Origin of the sequence: Pusillimonas sp. (genome assembly GCF_044464525.1) — a bacterium.
Classification (GTDB): domain Bacteria; phylum Pseudomonadota; class Gammaproteobacteria; order Burkholderiales; family Burkholderiaceae_B; genus Pusillimonas.
In genome coordinates this window covers 1-14,930 of the sequence record NZ_JBIQLE010000014.1, presented here as the reverse complement: position 1 = coordinate 14,930, position 14,930 = coordinate 1, and the positions used below count along the sequence as shown (strand labels likewise).

The window sequence follows — 14,930 nt, the reverse complement described above, 5'->3', positions numbered from 1 at the left end:
TACCGGACCGGAGCAGTACGTACAAAACTTGTTATTTTAACCGTTGCGCGACTTTTCCGCGCAAAAAGCCAGCAGGCGTTCCACAAGACTGCTTTGTGAGGCAAGCCGGTCGCGCAGCGCGGCGCAGTCGCGCGCCCATCTGCGCCAGTTTTCCGCTTGCAAGGCTTGGTCCAGCTTACAGGAAAAGGCGGGCTCGTCACCAAGGTTCAGGGCTGTAAGCAGTTGCTTGATGGGCTCGCCATAGCCCGCCTGTGCCAGCCACGCGTCGAGCTTGACCAGATGTGCGTCGTCAGCCTGCCGGTAGATATGCCACAAAAAGGGTTTTCCCGCCCAGATCGCGCGCACCAGCGAGTCTTCACCTCGTACGATATTCAAATCGCTGCACCACAGCAGCCGGTCAAAGCTCTCTTGATCGACGAAGGGGCTCTCGAACACTCGAAAGTTATCCGATTGCAAGGCTGCCATTTGGGGAAGGACTCCTTGGGGCACGATGGCAACAGTAGGGCGTTCGGGGCGGCATAGGGCTCGAGCCACGGCTGTAGTTGGGATATCGCGGTAGCTGAACACGAAGGCCTGCCGCCATCCGCGCTGCAGTTTTTCGATCAGCGGGGCGGGCATGCCGATTTTGTGCAGAAGCCGCCAGCGCCGATCTGGTCGAGAAGCCCATTCGGCCTGAGACGAAAGCAGGTCGGGCTCCCGCAGCAGGCCTCCCGTTCTGGATGTGAACCCGGGGAAAAAAAAGAATTTGCCAACGCCGTTTGCCTGTAAAGAGGGAAGGCCGTGACACTCTTGTACCCAGCCTTCCGCGCTGAGGTATTCAAGATTGATCCACAGGCTGTCGTTCATGCGTGCCAGGAAGGCGGGCGGCAGATCGCAAGCGAAAGCCTCTATTACTACGCCATGGGGTACGAGATCGGGCGCCGGCTCGGTCCAGCGCAGCAGCTCGACGCCGCCGGCTTGCTGGCGTGACGCGTGGGGGTCGATGGTTTGCTCGATGCGTGCAAAGCTTTGCAGGTCATCGACCCAGAGCCGGACCGGCCCTGCCATACTTTGGCGTGCCAGTTGACGGGCCAGGCGCCAGCACACGCCGATGTCGCCGTAGTTGTCCACGACTCGGCAAAAGATGTCGAAACCGGGCGGGAACATTTTTTTGTTGAAAGGCGCTGCCGCGTGGAACAGCTCAGTGGAAATTGAGCGGATTGATGTCTATTTCGTCGGGTAGTTCTGGGTGCTGCATGTCGCCGAGGGGGTCGGGGAAATAAGGCGCACCGCAGTCGTCGCAGAATTCTGCGTTGAACAGGCCCGGTAGCTGGCGCACGTCGGCGATGCCTTGCTCTTTGAGCAGGGCGGCGATTTCTTCGGGGACGCTGGCTTCATGTATGTCCAGAATGTCGACGGCCGCTTCTTCTTTACTAAGGGCCGGCCAGATGCAGCCGTATATGACGTCGATACCCTGACTGGAGCTGAAGCCGATGCGATACTCTTCGACAGAGTTTGCCCCACACGCGACGATGGTCGCGCGAAGCTGGTTTCCTGGCAGGCCGGCGGCGGTTTGCAGCCAGGTTGCCGCGGCTTTAAGGGCCAGAGGCCGGATGCGGCGGTCGGCGTCGCGGCTGCTGACATAATAAGCGTCGGGCTGTAGGTATTCGATGGTGCAGCCTGTGAAAACACCCGAAAGTATTTCGGAGCAGGCGGCTTGCCATGCTTCGAAGCATTGGGCCCGGCTTACCGCTGCATCGGGGGCGCCGGTTTGCCAGCGGAATAGCGGCTCACCCTTGCGTACCGCGATGGCGCCAATGATGAAACGGGCGTCCGCCAGCATGCCTTCGGCCACAGGGGCCGGACGAATAAGGTTGTTTTCGGTTTTTTGCTTGAGCGCCGCGCGCCCGAGGCGCTGCGTCCATTCTAGCGTTTCGTGGAATGATTGCGGCATCTGATCGAAATTGAGCATCTCGGACAGCAGAGCCAACTGTGCGTTCTCGGCCACTATATGGGTATGCAGCAACTGGGCAAGCGCGTCTAGGTGGGGCTTCAGGTCGACCGCATTCGGCAGTTGGTAGCGGGTCCAGGCTACGATGGGTGCGCAAAAAAGCAGGATGCTGTAATCGTCGCCTTCGTACGTTAAAGACGTGGACTCGGAATGTGTCTCGACCTGTTCGATCAGGATCTCATACGCATCCATATTGGTGGCCAGGAGATGATCCAGGGTTGACTCGATGGCGTCGTTCTTCTTTTGGGACAACAGCTTGTTCAATTGAACATGGAACAGGTCTTCCCAATAGACGTCTTCGAGGCGGCTGCCCGAGCGGGCAAGCGATTCGGCCAAGACGACCAGGCGCTGGGCTTCGCGCGATAGCCGGGTGTTTTGTATGGATCGAGTGCGAGTGGACATCTTTAGAAGCGGATTCCCTTAATACTGTAGTTTAACCCCGCCTGTAGGGTACATGAAAAGAGCCCCCGGCTCGCCCGCCATGGCGAACCGGAGGCTCGAGGCAGCGATGCGCGGCTAGGCGGCCAGCAGTTCGCGCAGCACGTAAGGCAGGATGCCCCCGTGCAGGTAGTAATCCACCTCGGTGGCGGTGTCGATACGCAACAGCATGGCAACCTGCTGTGTTGAACCATCTTTACGATGGATGGTGAGCATGACGTCTTGTTGCGGCTTTATGCCGTTTTCGATACCCGAGATGTCATAGGTTTCTTCGCCGGTAATGCCCAAGGAGCCGACATTGTCATCGCCTTTGAATTGCAACGGCAGCACGCCCATGCCGACCAGGTTGCTGCGGTGGATGCGTTCGAAGCTGCGTGCAATTACGGCTTTGACTCCAAGCAATTGCGTGCCCTTGGCCGCCCAGTCGCGGGACGAGCCTGTGCCGTATTCTTCTCCGCCGAAAACCACGGTGGGCACATCTTCGGAGATGTATTTCATGGCCGCGTCATAGATGGGCATGCGTTTGCCGCTGGGCTGATGCAAGGTTTCTCCGCCCTCGAAGCGGCTGCCATCGGCATTGGGCGGAATCATGAGGTTTTTGATGCGCACGTTGGCGAAAGTGCCACGCATCATGACCTCGTGGTTGCCTCGGCGCGAGCCATAGCTGTTGAATTCTTCCTTGCTGACGCCATTGGCCTTGAGGTACAGCCCCGCAGGCGAGCTTTCTTTGATGGAGCCGGCCGGTGAAATGTGGTCGGTGGTGACCGAGTCGCCGAAGATGGCCAGCGCGCGCGCGTTTTTGACAGGCGGCATGGGAGACGGCGTCATGTCGAAGTCGGAGAAGAACGGAGGCTCGGCAATATAGGTGGATTGGGGCCAATTGTAGACATCGCCCGTAATGCCCGAGATTTTCTTCCAGAGTTTGCCCGGATTGGACTGGATTTCGGCATAATTGCTGCGAAATACCGTGGGGTTGAGTGCTTCGCCCAGCAGGGCTTCGACCTCGGCATTGGTCGGCCAGATGTCGCCCAGCCAGACGTCGCCTTTTTTGCCCTTCCCGACCGGCTCTGTCATGAGGTCGCGCAGGACGGTGCCTGCCAGCGCATAGGCCACTACCAGGGGCGGGGACGCCAGGAAGTTGGCCTTGATATTGGGGTGTATGCGGGCTTCGAAGTTGCGGTTGCCCGACAATACGGCCGAGCATACCAGCTCGTTTTGTGTAATAAGTTCGTTAAGGTCGGGGGTAAGGTCGCCCGCGTTGCCAATGCAAGTAGTACAGCCATAGGCCGCCACGTTGAAGCCCAGTTTCTCGAGGTACGGAAGCAGACCGGTCTTGGTGAGGTAGTCGGTGACTACGCGTGAGCCGGGGGCCAGCGAGGTTTTGATGTGCTTCGGAACCTTGAGGCCGGCCTCGACGGCCTTTTTGGCCATGAGACCCGCCGCCAGCAGGACGCTGGGGTTGGAGGTGTTGGTGCACGATGTGATGGCGGCAATGAGGATGTCGCCATTCTTGACCTTGGTGCCTGCGCTGCTGGTGTATACCTGCTCGAGCTTTTCGGGCGGCTGGTTGAAGCCGTTGGCGGATTGCTCTACAAAAAGCCCGGTAAATGTTTGCTTGACGTCGCCCAGTTCAATGCGGTCTTGCGGGCGCTTGGGGCCGGCCAGCGAAGGCGTGACCGTAGACAGGTCGAGAGTGACCAACTGGCTGTAGTTGATGTCTTTGGCCTTGGGCACGCCGAACATGCCCTGGGCCTTGAAGTAGGCCTTCAGGGCGTCGATTTCTTCCTGAGTGCGGCCTGTGCCCTCGAAGTAGTGCAAAGTGCGTTCGTCAACCGGGAAGAAGCCCATGGTGGCGCCGTACTCGGGTGCCATGTTGCCTATGGTGGCGCGGTCGGTAACCGACAGGCTCGAGGTGCCCGGCCCGCAGAACTCGACGAACTTGCCCACAACCTTTTGCTTGCGCAGCAGCTCGGTAATGGTAAGGACAAGGTCGGTGGCGGTGACTCCGCCGCGCAGCTCGCCCTTGAGCTCGACACCGACGACGTCGGGAGTAAGAATATAAATTGGCTGGCCCAACATGCCGGCCTCGGCCTCGATGCCGCCCACGCCCCATCCGACCACGCCTATGCCGTTGATCATGGTGGTGTGGCTGTCGGTACCGACCAGGGTATCGGGGTAATAGACGTTGTTGGCTGCGTCGTGATGCACGCCGCGGGCCAAGTGCTCGAGGTTGACCTGATGCACGATGCCGAAACCGGGGGGCACGACGCCGAAAGTGTCAAATGCCTGCATGCCCCATTTCATGAATTGGTAGCGCTCTTTATTACGCTGGAACTCGAGTTTCATGTTGAGATCGAGCGCTTTGTTGGTGCCGAAATGGTCGATCATGACCGAGTGGTCGACGACAAGATCGACCGGCACCATGGGCTCGATCTTTGTGGGGCTCTTGCCTACGCGCTGGGCCACCGATCGCATCGCGGCGATATCGGCCAGAAGGGGCACGCCGGTGAAATCCTGCAATACAACGCGCGCGACCACAAAGGGGATTTCTGTATTGCGGACGGCGTTTGGCTGCCAGCCGGCAAGTTCCTTGACATGTTGTTCGGTGATCTTCTTGCCGTCACAGTTGCGTAGAACAGATTCGAGCACGATACGAATCGAGACCGGAAGGCGTTTTACGTCAATACCCAGGGTCTTGCCCAAAGCGGGCAACGAATAGAAGTTGGCGGATTTGTTTCCGGTCTTGAACTTCTTCAAGCTGTTGAACGTATTGTGCGGCATATTCTGCTCCGTGCTGAAAGTGGCTGAACGTGGGACTGGACGAGTACTTGACCGGCTTGGCGGCAAGGCGAGTGCCGCCTGCCGCAAGGCGTGGAAAACCGTTCCGCTTATTTTATGCTTGATTGCATGGTCTTTGGTGAATTAGAAAAGCCCCGCCCGGGCTTGCCGGAGGGGGCTTTGATCAAGAAACCTTGCTTTGGTCCTTAGATGCTGACCGAATCGGCAATTTCCTTGTAGTCTTCGATCTGGTCGAAATTCAGATAGCGATAGACTTCGTCGCTGCTGTCGTTAACGACCCCGATTTCAGCCATGTACTCGGCCTTGGTGGGGATGCGGCCAAGGCGGGAGCATATGGCGGCCAGCTCGGCGGAGCCCAAATACACGTTGGTGTTCTTGCCCAGGCGGTTCGGGAAGTTGCGGGTGCTGGTGGACATCACCGTTGCGCCTTCCCGCACCTGTGCCTGGTTGCCCATGCAAAGCGAGCAGCCCGGCATTTCGGTGCGCGCGCCGGCCATGCCGAAAACGCCATAGTGGCCTTCTTCGGTAAGCTGTTGGGCATCCATCTTGGTGGGGGGAGCCACCCACAGCTTGACAGGGATGTCGCGCTTGCCTTCGAGCAGCTTGGATGCCGCGCGGAAGTGCCCGATGTTGGTCATGCAACTGCCGATGAAGACCTCGTCGATGACAGCGCCGGCCACGTCGGACAGCGTCTTGACGTCGTCAGGGTCGTTGGGGCAGGCCACGATGGGCTCGTGGATGTCGGCCAGGTCGATCTCGATGACGGCCGCGTATTCAGCATCGGCGTCGGGTTCGAGGAGCTTGGGATCGGCCAACCAGGCCTCCATGGCTTTGATGCGGCGGGCCAGTGAGCGTTCGTCTTCGTAGCCGTTGGCGATCATCCATTTGAGCATCACGATATTGCTGTTGATGTATTCGATGATGGGCGCTTTATCGAGACGCACCGTGCAGCCTGCGGCGGAACGCTCCGCCGAGGCGTCCGAGAGTTCGAACGCCTGCTCCACCTTGAGGTTGGGCAAGCCTTCGATTTCGAGAACGCGGCCCGAGAAGACGTTCTTCTTGCCTTGCTTGGCCACGGTAAGCAAGCCCTGCTTGATGGCATATAGTGGAATCGCGTTGACCAGATCACGCAGCGTGACCCCAGGCTGAAGCTCGCCCTTGAAGCGGACCAGCACGGATTCGGGCATATCCAGCGGCATCACGCCGGTTGCCGCCGCAAAGGCCACCAGGCCGGAGCCGGCCGGGAAGGAAATGCCGATGGGAAAGCGAGTGTGCGAATCGCCGCCGGTGCCGACGGTGTCGGGCAGCAGCATGCGGTTGAGCCAGCTATGAATGACGCCGTCACCGGGGCGCAGCGAGATGCCGCCACGGGTGCTGATGAAGTCGGGCAGGGTGTGGTGTGTCTTGACGTCGACCGGCTTGGGGTAAGCGGCGGTGTGGCAGAACGACTGCATGACCAGGTCGGCCGAAAAGCCCAGGCAAGCCAGGTCTTTGAGTTCGTCGCGGGTCATGGGGCCGGTGGTGTCCTGGCTGCCCACGGATGTCATCTTGGGCTCGCAATAGGTGCCGGGACGCACGCCTTCGCCTTCCGGCAGACCGCAGGCGCGGCCAACCATTTTTTGCGCCAAGGTAAAGCCCTTGTTGGAACTTTCGGGGTTCTTGGGCAGGCGGAACAAGGTTGAGGGGGAAAGACCCAGCGCTTCGCGCGCTTTCGCGGTAAGGCCGCGGCCGATAATCAGCGGGATGCGTCCGCCGGCGCGCACTTCGTCGAACAGTACGTCGGATTTCAGGTCGAACTGGGCGATAACTTCGCCGTTTTTAAGGGCTTTGCCTTCGTAGGGGCGCAATTCGATCACGTCGCCCATGTTCATTTGGGAAACATCCAGCTCGATGGGCAGGGCGCCAGCGTCTTCCATGGTGTTGTAGAAGATCGGGGCGATCTTGCCGCCCAGGCACACGCCGCCGAAGCGCTTGTTGGGCACGAAGGGAATATCTTGGCCGGTGAACCACAAAACAGAGTTGGTGGCCGATTTGCGCGAAGAGCCCGTGCCGACGACGTCGCCGACATAGGCAACCAGATGGCCTTTTTCTTTGAGGTCTTGAATGAACTGGATCGGGCCGCGCTTGCCGTCTTCTTCCGGCTCAAAAGGAGCGCCGTCCCGGCGGTTCTTGAGCATGGCCAGTGCGTGCATGGGGATATCTGGACGAGTGGTGGCATCGGGCGCCGGCGACAGGTCGTCGGTGTTGGTTTCGCCCGGAACCTTGAAGACGGTGACGGTGAGGCTTTCGGGGACTTCGGGGCGACTGGTGAACCACTCGCCGTCGGCCCAGCTTTGCAATACGGCTTGGGCGTTGGCATTGCCTTTTTCCGCCTTTTCCTGAATGTCGTGGAAGGCATCGAAAACAAGCAGCGTCTTCTTCAGCCCCTCGGCGGCGATCGAGGCCAGCTCGGCATCATCGAGCAGTTCGATCAGCGGCGCTACGTTATAGCCTCCCAGCATGGTGCCAAGCAGCTCGGTCGCTTTTTTGCGGTCGATAAGGGGACAGGTTTCTTTTCCGAAGGCGACAGCGGCCAGATAAGAGGCCTTGACCATGGCGGCGTCGTCGACGCCGGCAGGCACGCGGTGGGTGATCAGTTCGACAAGCGTTGCTTCTTCGCCGGCGGGAGGCGCCTTGAGCAGTTCGACCAGTTCGGCGGTTTGTTGTGCCGACAGGGGCAGGGGAGGTATGCCCAACGCAGCGCGTTCGGCAACGTGTTGGCGATAGTTTTCCAGCATGAGGCTTGCCTTTTTATCTTGGAAATTGATGAAATGCTTGCCTCAATTGTATCTGGAAGGACGGTCTTCAGGCAAATGTCTTATGTCTTATATCTTATATAAGACCCTGCCTGTTGCGTCCGGGAAACACAGTCGATCCGGCTACACCACCAGGTCTTGATATTCGGGGTGGCGCTTGATGTACGTTGCCGCGTACGAGCATTCCGGATGCACTTTCCAGCCATTGCGCCGTGCGAGTTCCAGCGCGTGTTTGACAAGATCTGAAGCGATTCCCTTGCCGCCCATGGATTCGGGCACTTCGGTGTGCGTCAGAGTCAGGGTGTCGCCATGCAGCTTGTATTCAAGTACCGACAGTGCGCCGTCCTCGGTCCACTCGAAGCGGTGCTGGTTTTCATTCTGTTCAATAGCGCGCGACATAGGTGTTTGGCTCCATTCAAATGACATATAGATCAACGTACTCATGGACAGGCATGGATTCAAGTACGGCCTGGTCCAGCGAGACATCCAGGATACGCTCTTGCTGTCGCACGGGGAACCTTCGGGCCAGGTTGGTGCGGAACTTGGCCTCGAGCAGCGGGATGCCCTCGGCGCGGCGTCGCTTGTGGCCTATTGGATACTCGCAAACGATTTCGTCCAGCGCGGCGCCATCGTTGAATTCCACGGTCAGGGCGTTGGCGATCGAGCGTTTTTCCGGGTCGTGGTAATCGGCGGTGAAGGCCGGGTCTTCAATGCACACAATCTTGTCTCGCAGCACGTCGATGCGTGGGTCGGCGGCCACGTCGTCCTCGTAGTCCGCGGCGGTGAGGCGGCCGAACAAGACGGGCACCGCCACCATGTACTGAATGCAATGGTCTCGGTCGGCCGGATTGTCCAGCGGGCCTTTCTTGTCAATGATGCGGATGCAGGCCTCGTGGGTGCGTATGGTGATGCGCTTGATGTCGCTGGCCGCTTTGCCGGCGGCAAGCAGGCGCTGATGTATCTGCATGGCGCATTCGACGGCGGTTTGCGAGTGGAACTCGGCCGGGTAGGAAATTTTGAACAGGACATGTTCCATCACATAGTGGCCGTAGGGCCGCTGGAACTTGAAAGGCCTGCCCTCGAACAGCACGTCGTAGAAGCCCCAGGTCTTGGCTGTCAGCGCAGATGGATAGCCCATTTCGCCAGTGCGGGCGATGAGAGCCAGGCGCACGGCACGACTGGTGGCATCGCCTGCCGCCCAGCTTTTGCGACTACCCGTATTGGGGGTGTGGCGGTAAGTGCGCAAGCTTTGCCCATCCACCCATGCCAGCGAGACCGCATTCAAGACTTCTTCCCGGCTCAGCCCCAGCATTTGGGCGACCACGGCTGTTGAGGCCACCTTGACCAGCACGACGTGGTCCAGGCCCACTTTGTTGAAGGAGTTTTCAAGCGCGATGCAGCCCTGGATTTCGTGCGCTTTAATCATGGCGGTGAGTACATCGCGCATGGTCAGCGGTTGCTTGCCTGCAGCCACCGCATTGCGTGAGAGCCAGTCGGCGGTGGCCAGGATGCCGCCCAAGTTGTCCGACGGGTGGCCCCACTCGGCGGCCAGCCACGTGTCGTTGAAGTCCAGCCAGCGAATCATGGCCCCTATGTTGAACGCGGCTTGCACGGGATCGAGCTGGAACTGGGTGCCGGGCACCTTGGCCCCGTTAGGCACAATAGCGCCGGGTACGACCGGGCCGAGCAGCTTCGTGCAAGCGGGATATTCCAGGGCCTCGAGGCCGCAGCCCAAGGTGTCGATGAGGCAGTGGCGGGCGGTCTCGTAGGCCAGAGCGCTTTCAACCTGGAAGTTCAGCACGTAGTCTGCGATGTCGGCCAAGACTCGATCTGGCTCGGGACGAACGTTGGAGATGGGTGCGGACATTAAACGTCCTGTGGAGAACGCTTATCGGCGCTTGCCGATAGGCACGAACTTGCGATCTTCCGGGCCAACGTAGTTGGCGGTCGGCCGGATGATCTTGTTGTCGATTCGTTGCTCGATGATGTGCGCCGCCCAACCCGCGGTGCGGGCCATGACAAACAACGGTGTGAACATGGCGGTGGGAATACCCATCATGTGGTACGAGACCGCCGAGAACCAATCAAGGTTCGGAAACATTTTCTTGGCATCCCACATCACCGTCTCGAGGCGTTCGGCAATATTGAACATCTTCATGCTGCCGGCGCTTCGCGAAAGCTTGCGGGCCACGTCCTTGATGACCTGGTTGCGCGGGTCGGACACGGTGTACACCGGGTGACCGAAGCCGATGATCACTTCTTTGCTTTCGAGGCGGCGTCGGATGTCCGTCTCGGCTTCGTCGGGCGAGGCGTAGCGCTTCTGGATGTCGAATGCGACTTCGTTCGCGCCGCCATGCTTGGGGCCGCGCAGCGCTCCGATTCCGCCGGCGATGGCCGAATACATGTCTGATCCGGTGCCGGCAATGACCCGGCTCGTAAAGGTCGATGCGTTGAACTCGTGCTCGGCATAGAGGATAAGCGAGGTATGCATTGCCTTGACCCATTCATTGCCGGGCGCTTGGCCATGCAACAGCTGAAGGAAGTTGCCGCCTATGCTTTCGTCGTCGGTGTGGACATCGATGATGCGGCCGTTGTGGCTGTAGTGGTACCAGTACAGTAGGGCGGGGCCCAGGCAGGCCAATAGACGGTCGGCGATATCGCGGGCGTCGGAAAGATTATGGTCTTCTTTTTCCGGCAGTACGCAACCAAGTACTGAGACTGCGGTACGCATGACATCCATAGGATGGCTGGCTGCCGGCAGGCATTGCAGGGCCAATTGCAAGGCTTCAGGCAAGCCTCGCAGGCGACGCAGCTTTTCCTTGTAGGCGTTTAGTTCCGCGCGAGTGGGAAGATTGCCGTGCACAAGGAGGTGGGCGATTTCCTCGAACTCGCTGGTGGTGGCGATGTCGAGGATGTCGTAGCCACGGTAATGCAGGTCGTTCCCGCTGCGGCCCACGGTGCATAAGGCGGTATTTCCGGCCACCACTCCGGACAGGGCGACCGACTTCTTGGGTTTGGCTGCGGTGACTGCGGTTTTCTTGGTTGCGTTGGCCATGCGTGTCTCCGGTGTGGATGAATGAAAGCAACGCTCGTGACCCTCGGCTTGCAAAAAAGCCCCGCGGCTTCAAAGGCGGCGAGGCTTGGCTGGCGGTCAGTATGCCGGCGCGCCGCATAGAGCTTTTGGCGCCGGCAACGGGGTCAGTCGAGCAGGTCTTTGACGCCGTCGCGTTCTTCGAGCAGCTCGTTCAAGGTGTGATCCATGCGCTCGCGCGAGAATTCGTCGATTTCCAGGCCTTCCACACGAGTGTACTCGCCATTGGCGGTGGTAACCGGCACGCCGTAGATGATGCCTTCGGGGATGCCGTAAGAGCCGTCGGAAGGAACGCCCATGGTCACCCACTTGCCGTTGCTGCCCAGCACCCAGTCGCGCACGTGATCGATGGCGGCGTTGGCGGCCGAGGCGGCCGAGGAAAGGCCGCGCGCATCAATGATGGCGGCGCCGCGTTTGCCGACGGTGGGAATGAAGACGTCGCGGTTCCAGGCATCATCGTTGATGAGTTTCTCGAGGCTCTGGCCTTCGACCGTAGCGAAACGGATATCGGGATACATGGTGGGTGAGTGGTTGCCCCACACAATGAGTTTTTCGATGCCGGCCACCGGCTTGCCCGACTTGGACGCGAGCTGGGTCAGGGCGCGGTTATGGTCCAGGCGCAGCATGGCCGTAAAGTTCTTGGCCGGCAGATCAGGGGCGGACTTCATGGCAATGTAGGCGTTGGTGTTGGCGGGGTTGCCCACCACCAGTACCTTGACGTTGCGGCTGGCCGCCTCGTTGAGCGCCTTGCCCTGGGCCGTGAAGATTTGGGCGTTGACCTGCAGCAGGTCTTTGCGCTCCATGCCGGGACCGCGCGGGCGCGCGCCGACAAGCAGGGCGACGTCGGCGTCTTTGAAGGCTTCGCGCGGATCGCTGTGTGCGGTCATTCCGGCCAGCAGCGGAAACGCGCAATCGTCCAGTTCCATCATTACGCCCTTGAGGGCCTTTTGGGCTTTTTCGTCGGGGATTTCAAGCAACTGCAGGATGACGGGCTGGTCTTTTCCCAGCATTTCGCCCGAGGCGATGCGGAACAGCAAGGCGTAGCCGATTTGGCCGGCGGCGCCGGTGACAGCGACGCGCATGGCGGGTTTGGACATGGAGTTCTCCGGTTTGATAATAGGCGAATGAGCGGATCTGTTGACGCTAAAAGGGACGGCCTCGCAGACCGCGTCTTGCCGACCGTTTTACGTCAACAGACTCTTCATGACATCCGCTAGTTTAAAACGATAAAAGATTAGTGGAAATCAAAAATAGCGTCAATCTTATATCTTATATAAGACAGAAGAGTGTTAGACAGAAACGGGGAACCATGCGAAAATAGCGGGCGTTTCACCTTGCATCTACACGATCCGGCACCGTCCTTTATGTCCGACAAACCCTCGACAGATTCCGCGCCCGACACCGAGCGCGCTGCTTCCAGCGCGGCCTACAGCCCGTTGTACCAGCAGATCAAGGGTTTGCTGCTGCAAAGCCTCGACCATGGCGAATGGAAACCGGGCGAAGCCATCCCCAGCGAACTCGAACTCGCCTCGCGATTTCAAGTCAGCCAGGGAACAGTGCGCAAGGCCATCGACGAACTCGCTGCCGAAAATTTGCTCTTGCGCCGACAGGGCAAAGGCACTTTCGTGGCTACCCACCACGAAGCCAAAGTGCGTTTTCGTTTCTTGCGCCTTACCCCCGACGACGGCAAACAGCCTGTGTCGGGAAGCCAGATCCTCGACTGTCGACGCGTCAAGGCGCCTGTCGACATCGCCCGCCTGCTCGAGCTGCGGGCAGCCGACATGGTCGTCAACCTGCGCCGTGTGCTGTCGTTCGACCAGGTGCCGACCATACTTGACGACATCTGGCTGCCCGGCTCCGTGTATCGAGGCCTCACGGCAGATTCACTTTCCCGCTACAAGGGGCCGTTGTACGCATTGTTCGAGTCCGAATTCGGGGTCAGCATGGTCAGGGCCGAGGAAAAGATTCGCGCCATGGTTGCTACCGCCGAGCCGGCGCAATTGCTGCATGTCGAGCCCGGTTCGCCGCTGCTGCAGGTAGAGCGGGTTTCTTACACTTACGGCGACCGACCGATGGAGGTCCGCCGCGGTCTGTATGTCACCGAGCGGTTTCATTACCGCAATAGTTTGAATTAATAGAAGGGCTTGCAAGCTCATTTGATCGCATTCGCACAAATAGGCGAAAATAGCCCGTATCGCTTTTGCAATAAATTATTTGTTACAACCTCGAGGCCGTCATGTCCGATTCAGCTTCCAAGCCGCGTCCGCAGTATCGAAATCTAAGCATCCCGCAAATACTCAGATACCATCTTCCGCTTGCGGGAAAGTCTTCCATCATGCATCGGGTCAGTGGCGCGTTGCTGTTTCTGGCCTTGCCGCTGATTATCGTTCCTCTGTTCGCGGCCAGCATCACCTCGCCTGAAACCTTTGCCGCAATGCGCGAGTGGGTCTCTCATCCCTTGTGCAAGCTGGTATTGCTTGTGCTTATCTGGGGCTACCTGCATCACTTCTGTGCCGGCATCCGCTATCTCTTGTTCGACGTGCACATCGGCACCGAGAAGGCATCGATGCAAAAGTCGGCGGGCCTCGTCTTCGGAGTCAGCCTTGCCCTGACCCTGGTATTTGGTCTCAAACTGTTCGGAGCATGGTAATGGCGACTCAACAACGTCTTGGCACGAAGCGTCTTGTCGTGGGGGCGCACTACGGCACCCTCGATTTCATCGTTCAACGCTGCACGGCCGTCATCATGGCCGTTTATACCCTCATCCTGTTCTTCGGCTTTCTCTTTTCGTCGGAAATGAACTTCGAAGCCTGGCAGCATTTGTTCACCTTCCATCTGGGCGTGTTGCCCGTAGGCCAGTTGTTGGCGACGCTGGCCTTTTTCTCGGTCGTTTGGCATGCCTGGGTTGGCGTGCGCGACATCTGGATGGATTACGTCACGTCGGCCGGCCTGCGCCTTTTGCTGCAGGTTCTTACTGTGCTGTGGCTGGTGGGTTCTCTTATTTATTTCGCTAAAGTTCTCTGGAGTCTATAAGCCGTGGCTGCTGTCAAACATTCCATACCTCGCCGCCAGTTCGATGTGGTGGTCGTAGGTGCCGGCGGGGCCGGCATGCGTTGCTCGCTGCAACTGGCGCAAGCGGGCCTTTCGGTTGCCGTTCTGTCCAAGGTGTTTCCGACCCGCTCGCACACCGTTGCGGCGCAGGGCGGCGTCAGCGCCTCGTTGGGCAACATGAGCGAAGACAACTGGTACTGGCATATGTACGATACCGTCAAAGGTTCCGACTGGCTCGGTGACCAGGACGCTATCGAGTTCATGTGCCGCGAAGCGCCCAATGCCGTGTACGAGCTCGAACACTTCGGCATGCCTTTCGACCGCAACCCGGACGGCACCATCTACCAGCGTCCCTTCGGCGGCCATACCGCCAATTTCGGCGAGAAGCCCGTGCAGCGCGCCTGTGCCGCGGCCGACCGCACCGGTCACGCCATGCTGCATACGCTTTACCAGCGTAACGTGGCGGCCCGCACCCAGTTTTTCGTCGAATGGATGGCCCTTGACCTGCTGCGCAACGAAGCCGGCGATGTGCTTGGCGTTACGGCGCTCGAGCTTGAAACCGGCGAAATATTCGTGCTCGAGGCCAAGCAGACAGTGTTGGCCACCGGCGGCGCCGGTCGCATCTGGGCTGCGTCCACCAATGCCTTCATCAATACCGGCGACGGTCTGGGCATGGCGGCGCGCGCCGGCCTGCCCCTGGAAGACATGGAGTTCTGGCAGTTCCACCCCACCGGCGTGGCCGGCGCGGGCGTGCTCATCACCGAGG

At 59.5% G+C, this 14,930-nt stretch carries 12 protein-coding genes; 4 read left to right on the top strand and 8 right to left on the bottom strand.

The genetic code is table 11. From position 1 onward, the window contains the following. Nucleotides 1-36 precede the first annotated feature (36 nt). The 8 genes from earP to ACIY1O_RS09480 all read right to left on the bottom strand — a co-directional run bounded on the left by earP (nucleotide 37) and on the right by ACIY1O_RS09480 (nucleotide 12,210). Complete coding sequence (gene earP, locus ACIY1O_RS09515; protein ID WP_397474860.1) at nucleotides 37-1,146, bottom strand: elongation factor P maturation arginine rhamnosyltransferase EarP; 1,110 nt, start codon at nucleotides 1,144-1,146, stop codon at nucleotides 37-39. Nucleotides 1,147-1,180: 34 nt separating this feature from the next. After that, entirely contained in the window at nucleotides 1,181-2,392 is a 1,212-nt protein-coding gene (locus tag ACIY1O_RS09510) for a DUF2863 family protein (RefSeq protein ID WP_397474859.1), read from the bottom strand. 114 nt (nucleotides 2,393-2,506) lie between these two features. Beyond that, a complete protein-coding gene (acnA, locus tag ACIY1O_RS09505) occupies nucleotides 2,507-5,209 on the bottom strand; it encodes an aconitate hydratase AcnA (protein WP_397474858.1) in 2,703 nt (900 codons plus the stop codon). A gap of 203 nt (nucleotides 5,210-5,412) precedes the next feature. Next, nucleotides 5,413-8,004 (bottom strand): bifunctional aconitate hydratase 2/2-methylisocitrate dehydratase, encoded by a 2,592-nt coding sequence (gene acnB, locus ACIY1O_RS09500; protein WP_397474857.1) that lies wholly within the window; start codon nucleotides 8,002-8,004, stop codon nucleotides 5,413-5,415. Nucleotides 8,005-8,145: 141 nt separating this feature from the next. Next, nucleotides 8,146-8,421, bottom strand: a complete 276-nt coding sequence (locus tag ACIY1O_RS09495) for a GNAT family N-acetyltransferase (RefSeq protein ID WP_397474856.1) — start codon at nucleotides 8,419-8,421, stop codon at nucleotides 8,146-8,148. Nucleotides 8,422-8,437: 16 nt separating this feature from the next. Then, nucleotides 8,438-9,889: a bifunctional 2-methylcitrate dehydratase/aconitate hydratase gene (locus ACIY1O_RS09490; RefSeq protein WP_397474855.1), complete on the bottom strand. Its 1,452-nt coding sequence runs from the start codon at nucleotides 9,887-9,889 to the stop codon at nucleotides 8,438-8,440. A 21-nt stretch (nucleotides 9,890-9,910) separates the two neighbouring features. Then, nucleotides 9,911-11,077, bottom strand: coding sequence for a bifunctional 2-methylcitrate synthase/citrate synthase (gene prpC / locus ACIY1O_RS09485; protein WP_397474854.1), 1,167 nt, complete (start codon nucleotides 11,075-11,077; stop codon nucleotides 9,911-9,913). 143 nt (nucleotides 11,078-11,220) lie between these two features. Beyond that, entirely contained in the window at nucleotides 11,221-12,210 is a 990-nt protein-coding gene (locus tag ACIY1O_RS09480) for a malate dehydrogenase (protein ID WP_397474853.1), read from the bottom strand. 267 nt (nucleotides 12,211-12,477) lie between these two features. Here ACIY1O_RS09480 and ACIY1O_RS09475 point away from each other — a divergent pair, with 267 nt between their 5' ends. From ACIY1O_RS09475 to ACIY1O_RS09460, 4 genes are all read left to right on the top strand, one after another. Then, entirely contained in the window at nucleotides 12,478-13,248 is a 771-nt protein-coding gene (locus ACIY1O_RS09475; protein ID WP_397474852.1) for a GntR family transcriptional regulator, read from the top strand. A 101-nt stretch (nucleotides 13,249-13,349) separates the two neighbouring features. Further along, nucleotides 13,350-13,763: a succinate dehydrogenase, cytochrome b556 subunit gene (gene sdhC / locus ACIY1O_RS09470; protein ID WP_397474851.1), complete on the top strand. Its 414-nt coding sequence runs from the start codon at nucleotides 13,350-13,352 to the stop codon at nucleotides 13,761-13,763. Continuing rightward, complete coding sequence (sdhD, locus tag ACIY1O_RS09465; RefSeq protein WP_397474850.1) at nucleotides 13,763-14,146, top strand: succinate dehydrogenase, hydrophobic membrane anchor protein; 384 nt, start codon at nucleotides 13,763-13,765, stop codon at nucleotides 14,144-14,146. The genes sdhC and sdhD overlap by 1 nt, the downstream gene beginning before the upstream one ends. A gap of 3 nt (nucleotides 14,147-14,149) precedes the next feature. After that, nucleotides 14,150-14,930 (top strand): FAD-dependent oxidoreductase (locus ACIY1O_RS09460; RefSeq protein WP_397474849.1); only part of this gene is annotated, 781 nt, incomplete at its 3' end.

What these genes read in the sequence shown, in the direction of transcription:
- acnB (WP_397474857.1), bottom strand. Translation starts at nt 8,004, where the DNA reads ATGCTGGAAAACTATCGCCAACACGTTGCCGAACGCGCTGCGTTGGGC.
- acnA (WP_397474858.1), bottom strand. Translation starts at nt 5,209, where the DNA reads ATGCCGCACAATACGTTCAACAGCTTGAAGAAGTTCAAGACCGGAAAC.
- ACIY1O_RS09475 (WP_397474852.1), top strand. Translation starts at nt 12,478, where the DNA reads ATGTCCGACAAACCCTCGACAGATTCCGCGCCCGACACCGAGCGCGCT.
- sdhC (WP_397474851.1), top strand. Translation starts at nt 13,350, where the DNA reads ATGTCCGATTCAGCTTCCAAGCCGCGTCCGCAGTATCGAAATCTAAGC.
- ACIY1O_RS09495 (WP_397474856.1), bottom strand. Translation starts at nt 8,421, where the DNA reads ATGTCGCGCGCTATTGAACAGAATGAAAACCAGCACCGCTTCGAGTGG.
- prpC (WP_397474854.1), bottom strand. Translation starts at nt 11,077, where the DNA reads ATGGCCAACGCAACCAAGAAAACCGCAGTCACCGCAGCCAAACCCAAG.
- ACIY1O_RS09480 (WP_397474853.1), bottom strand. Translation starts at nt 12,210, where the DNA reads ATGTCCAAACCCGCCATGCGCGTCGCTGTCACCGGCGCCGCCGGCCAA.
- ACIY1O_RS09490 (WP_397474855.1), bottom strand. Translation starts at nt 9,889, where the DNA reads ATGTCCGCACCCATCTCCAACGTTCGTCCCGAGCCAGATCGAGTCTTG.
- earP (WP_397474860.1), bottom strand. Translation starts at nt 1,146, where the DNA reads ATGTTCCCGCCCGGTTTCGACATCTTTTGCCGAGTCGTGGACAACTAC.
- ACIY1O_RS09510 (WP_397474859.1), bottom strand. Translation starts at nt 2,392, where the DNA reads ATGTCCACTCGCACTCGATCCATACAAAACACCCGGCTATCGCGCGAA.
- sdhD (WP_397474850.1), top strand. Translation starts at nt 13,763, where the DNA reads ATGGCGACTCAACAACGTCTTGGCACGAAGCGTCTTGTCGTGGGGGCG.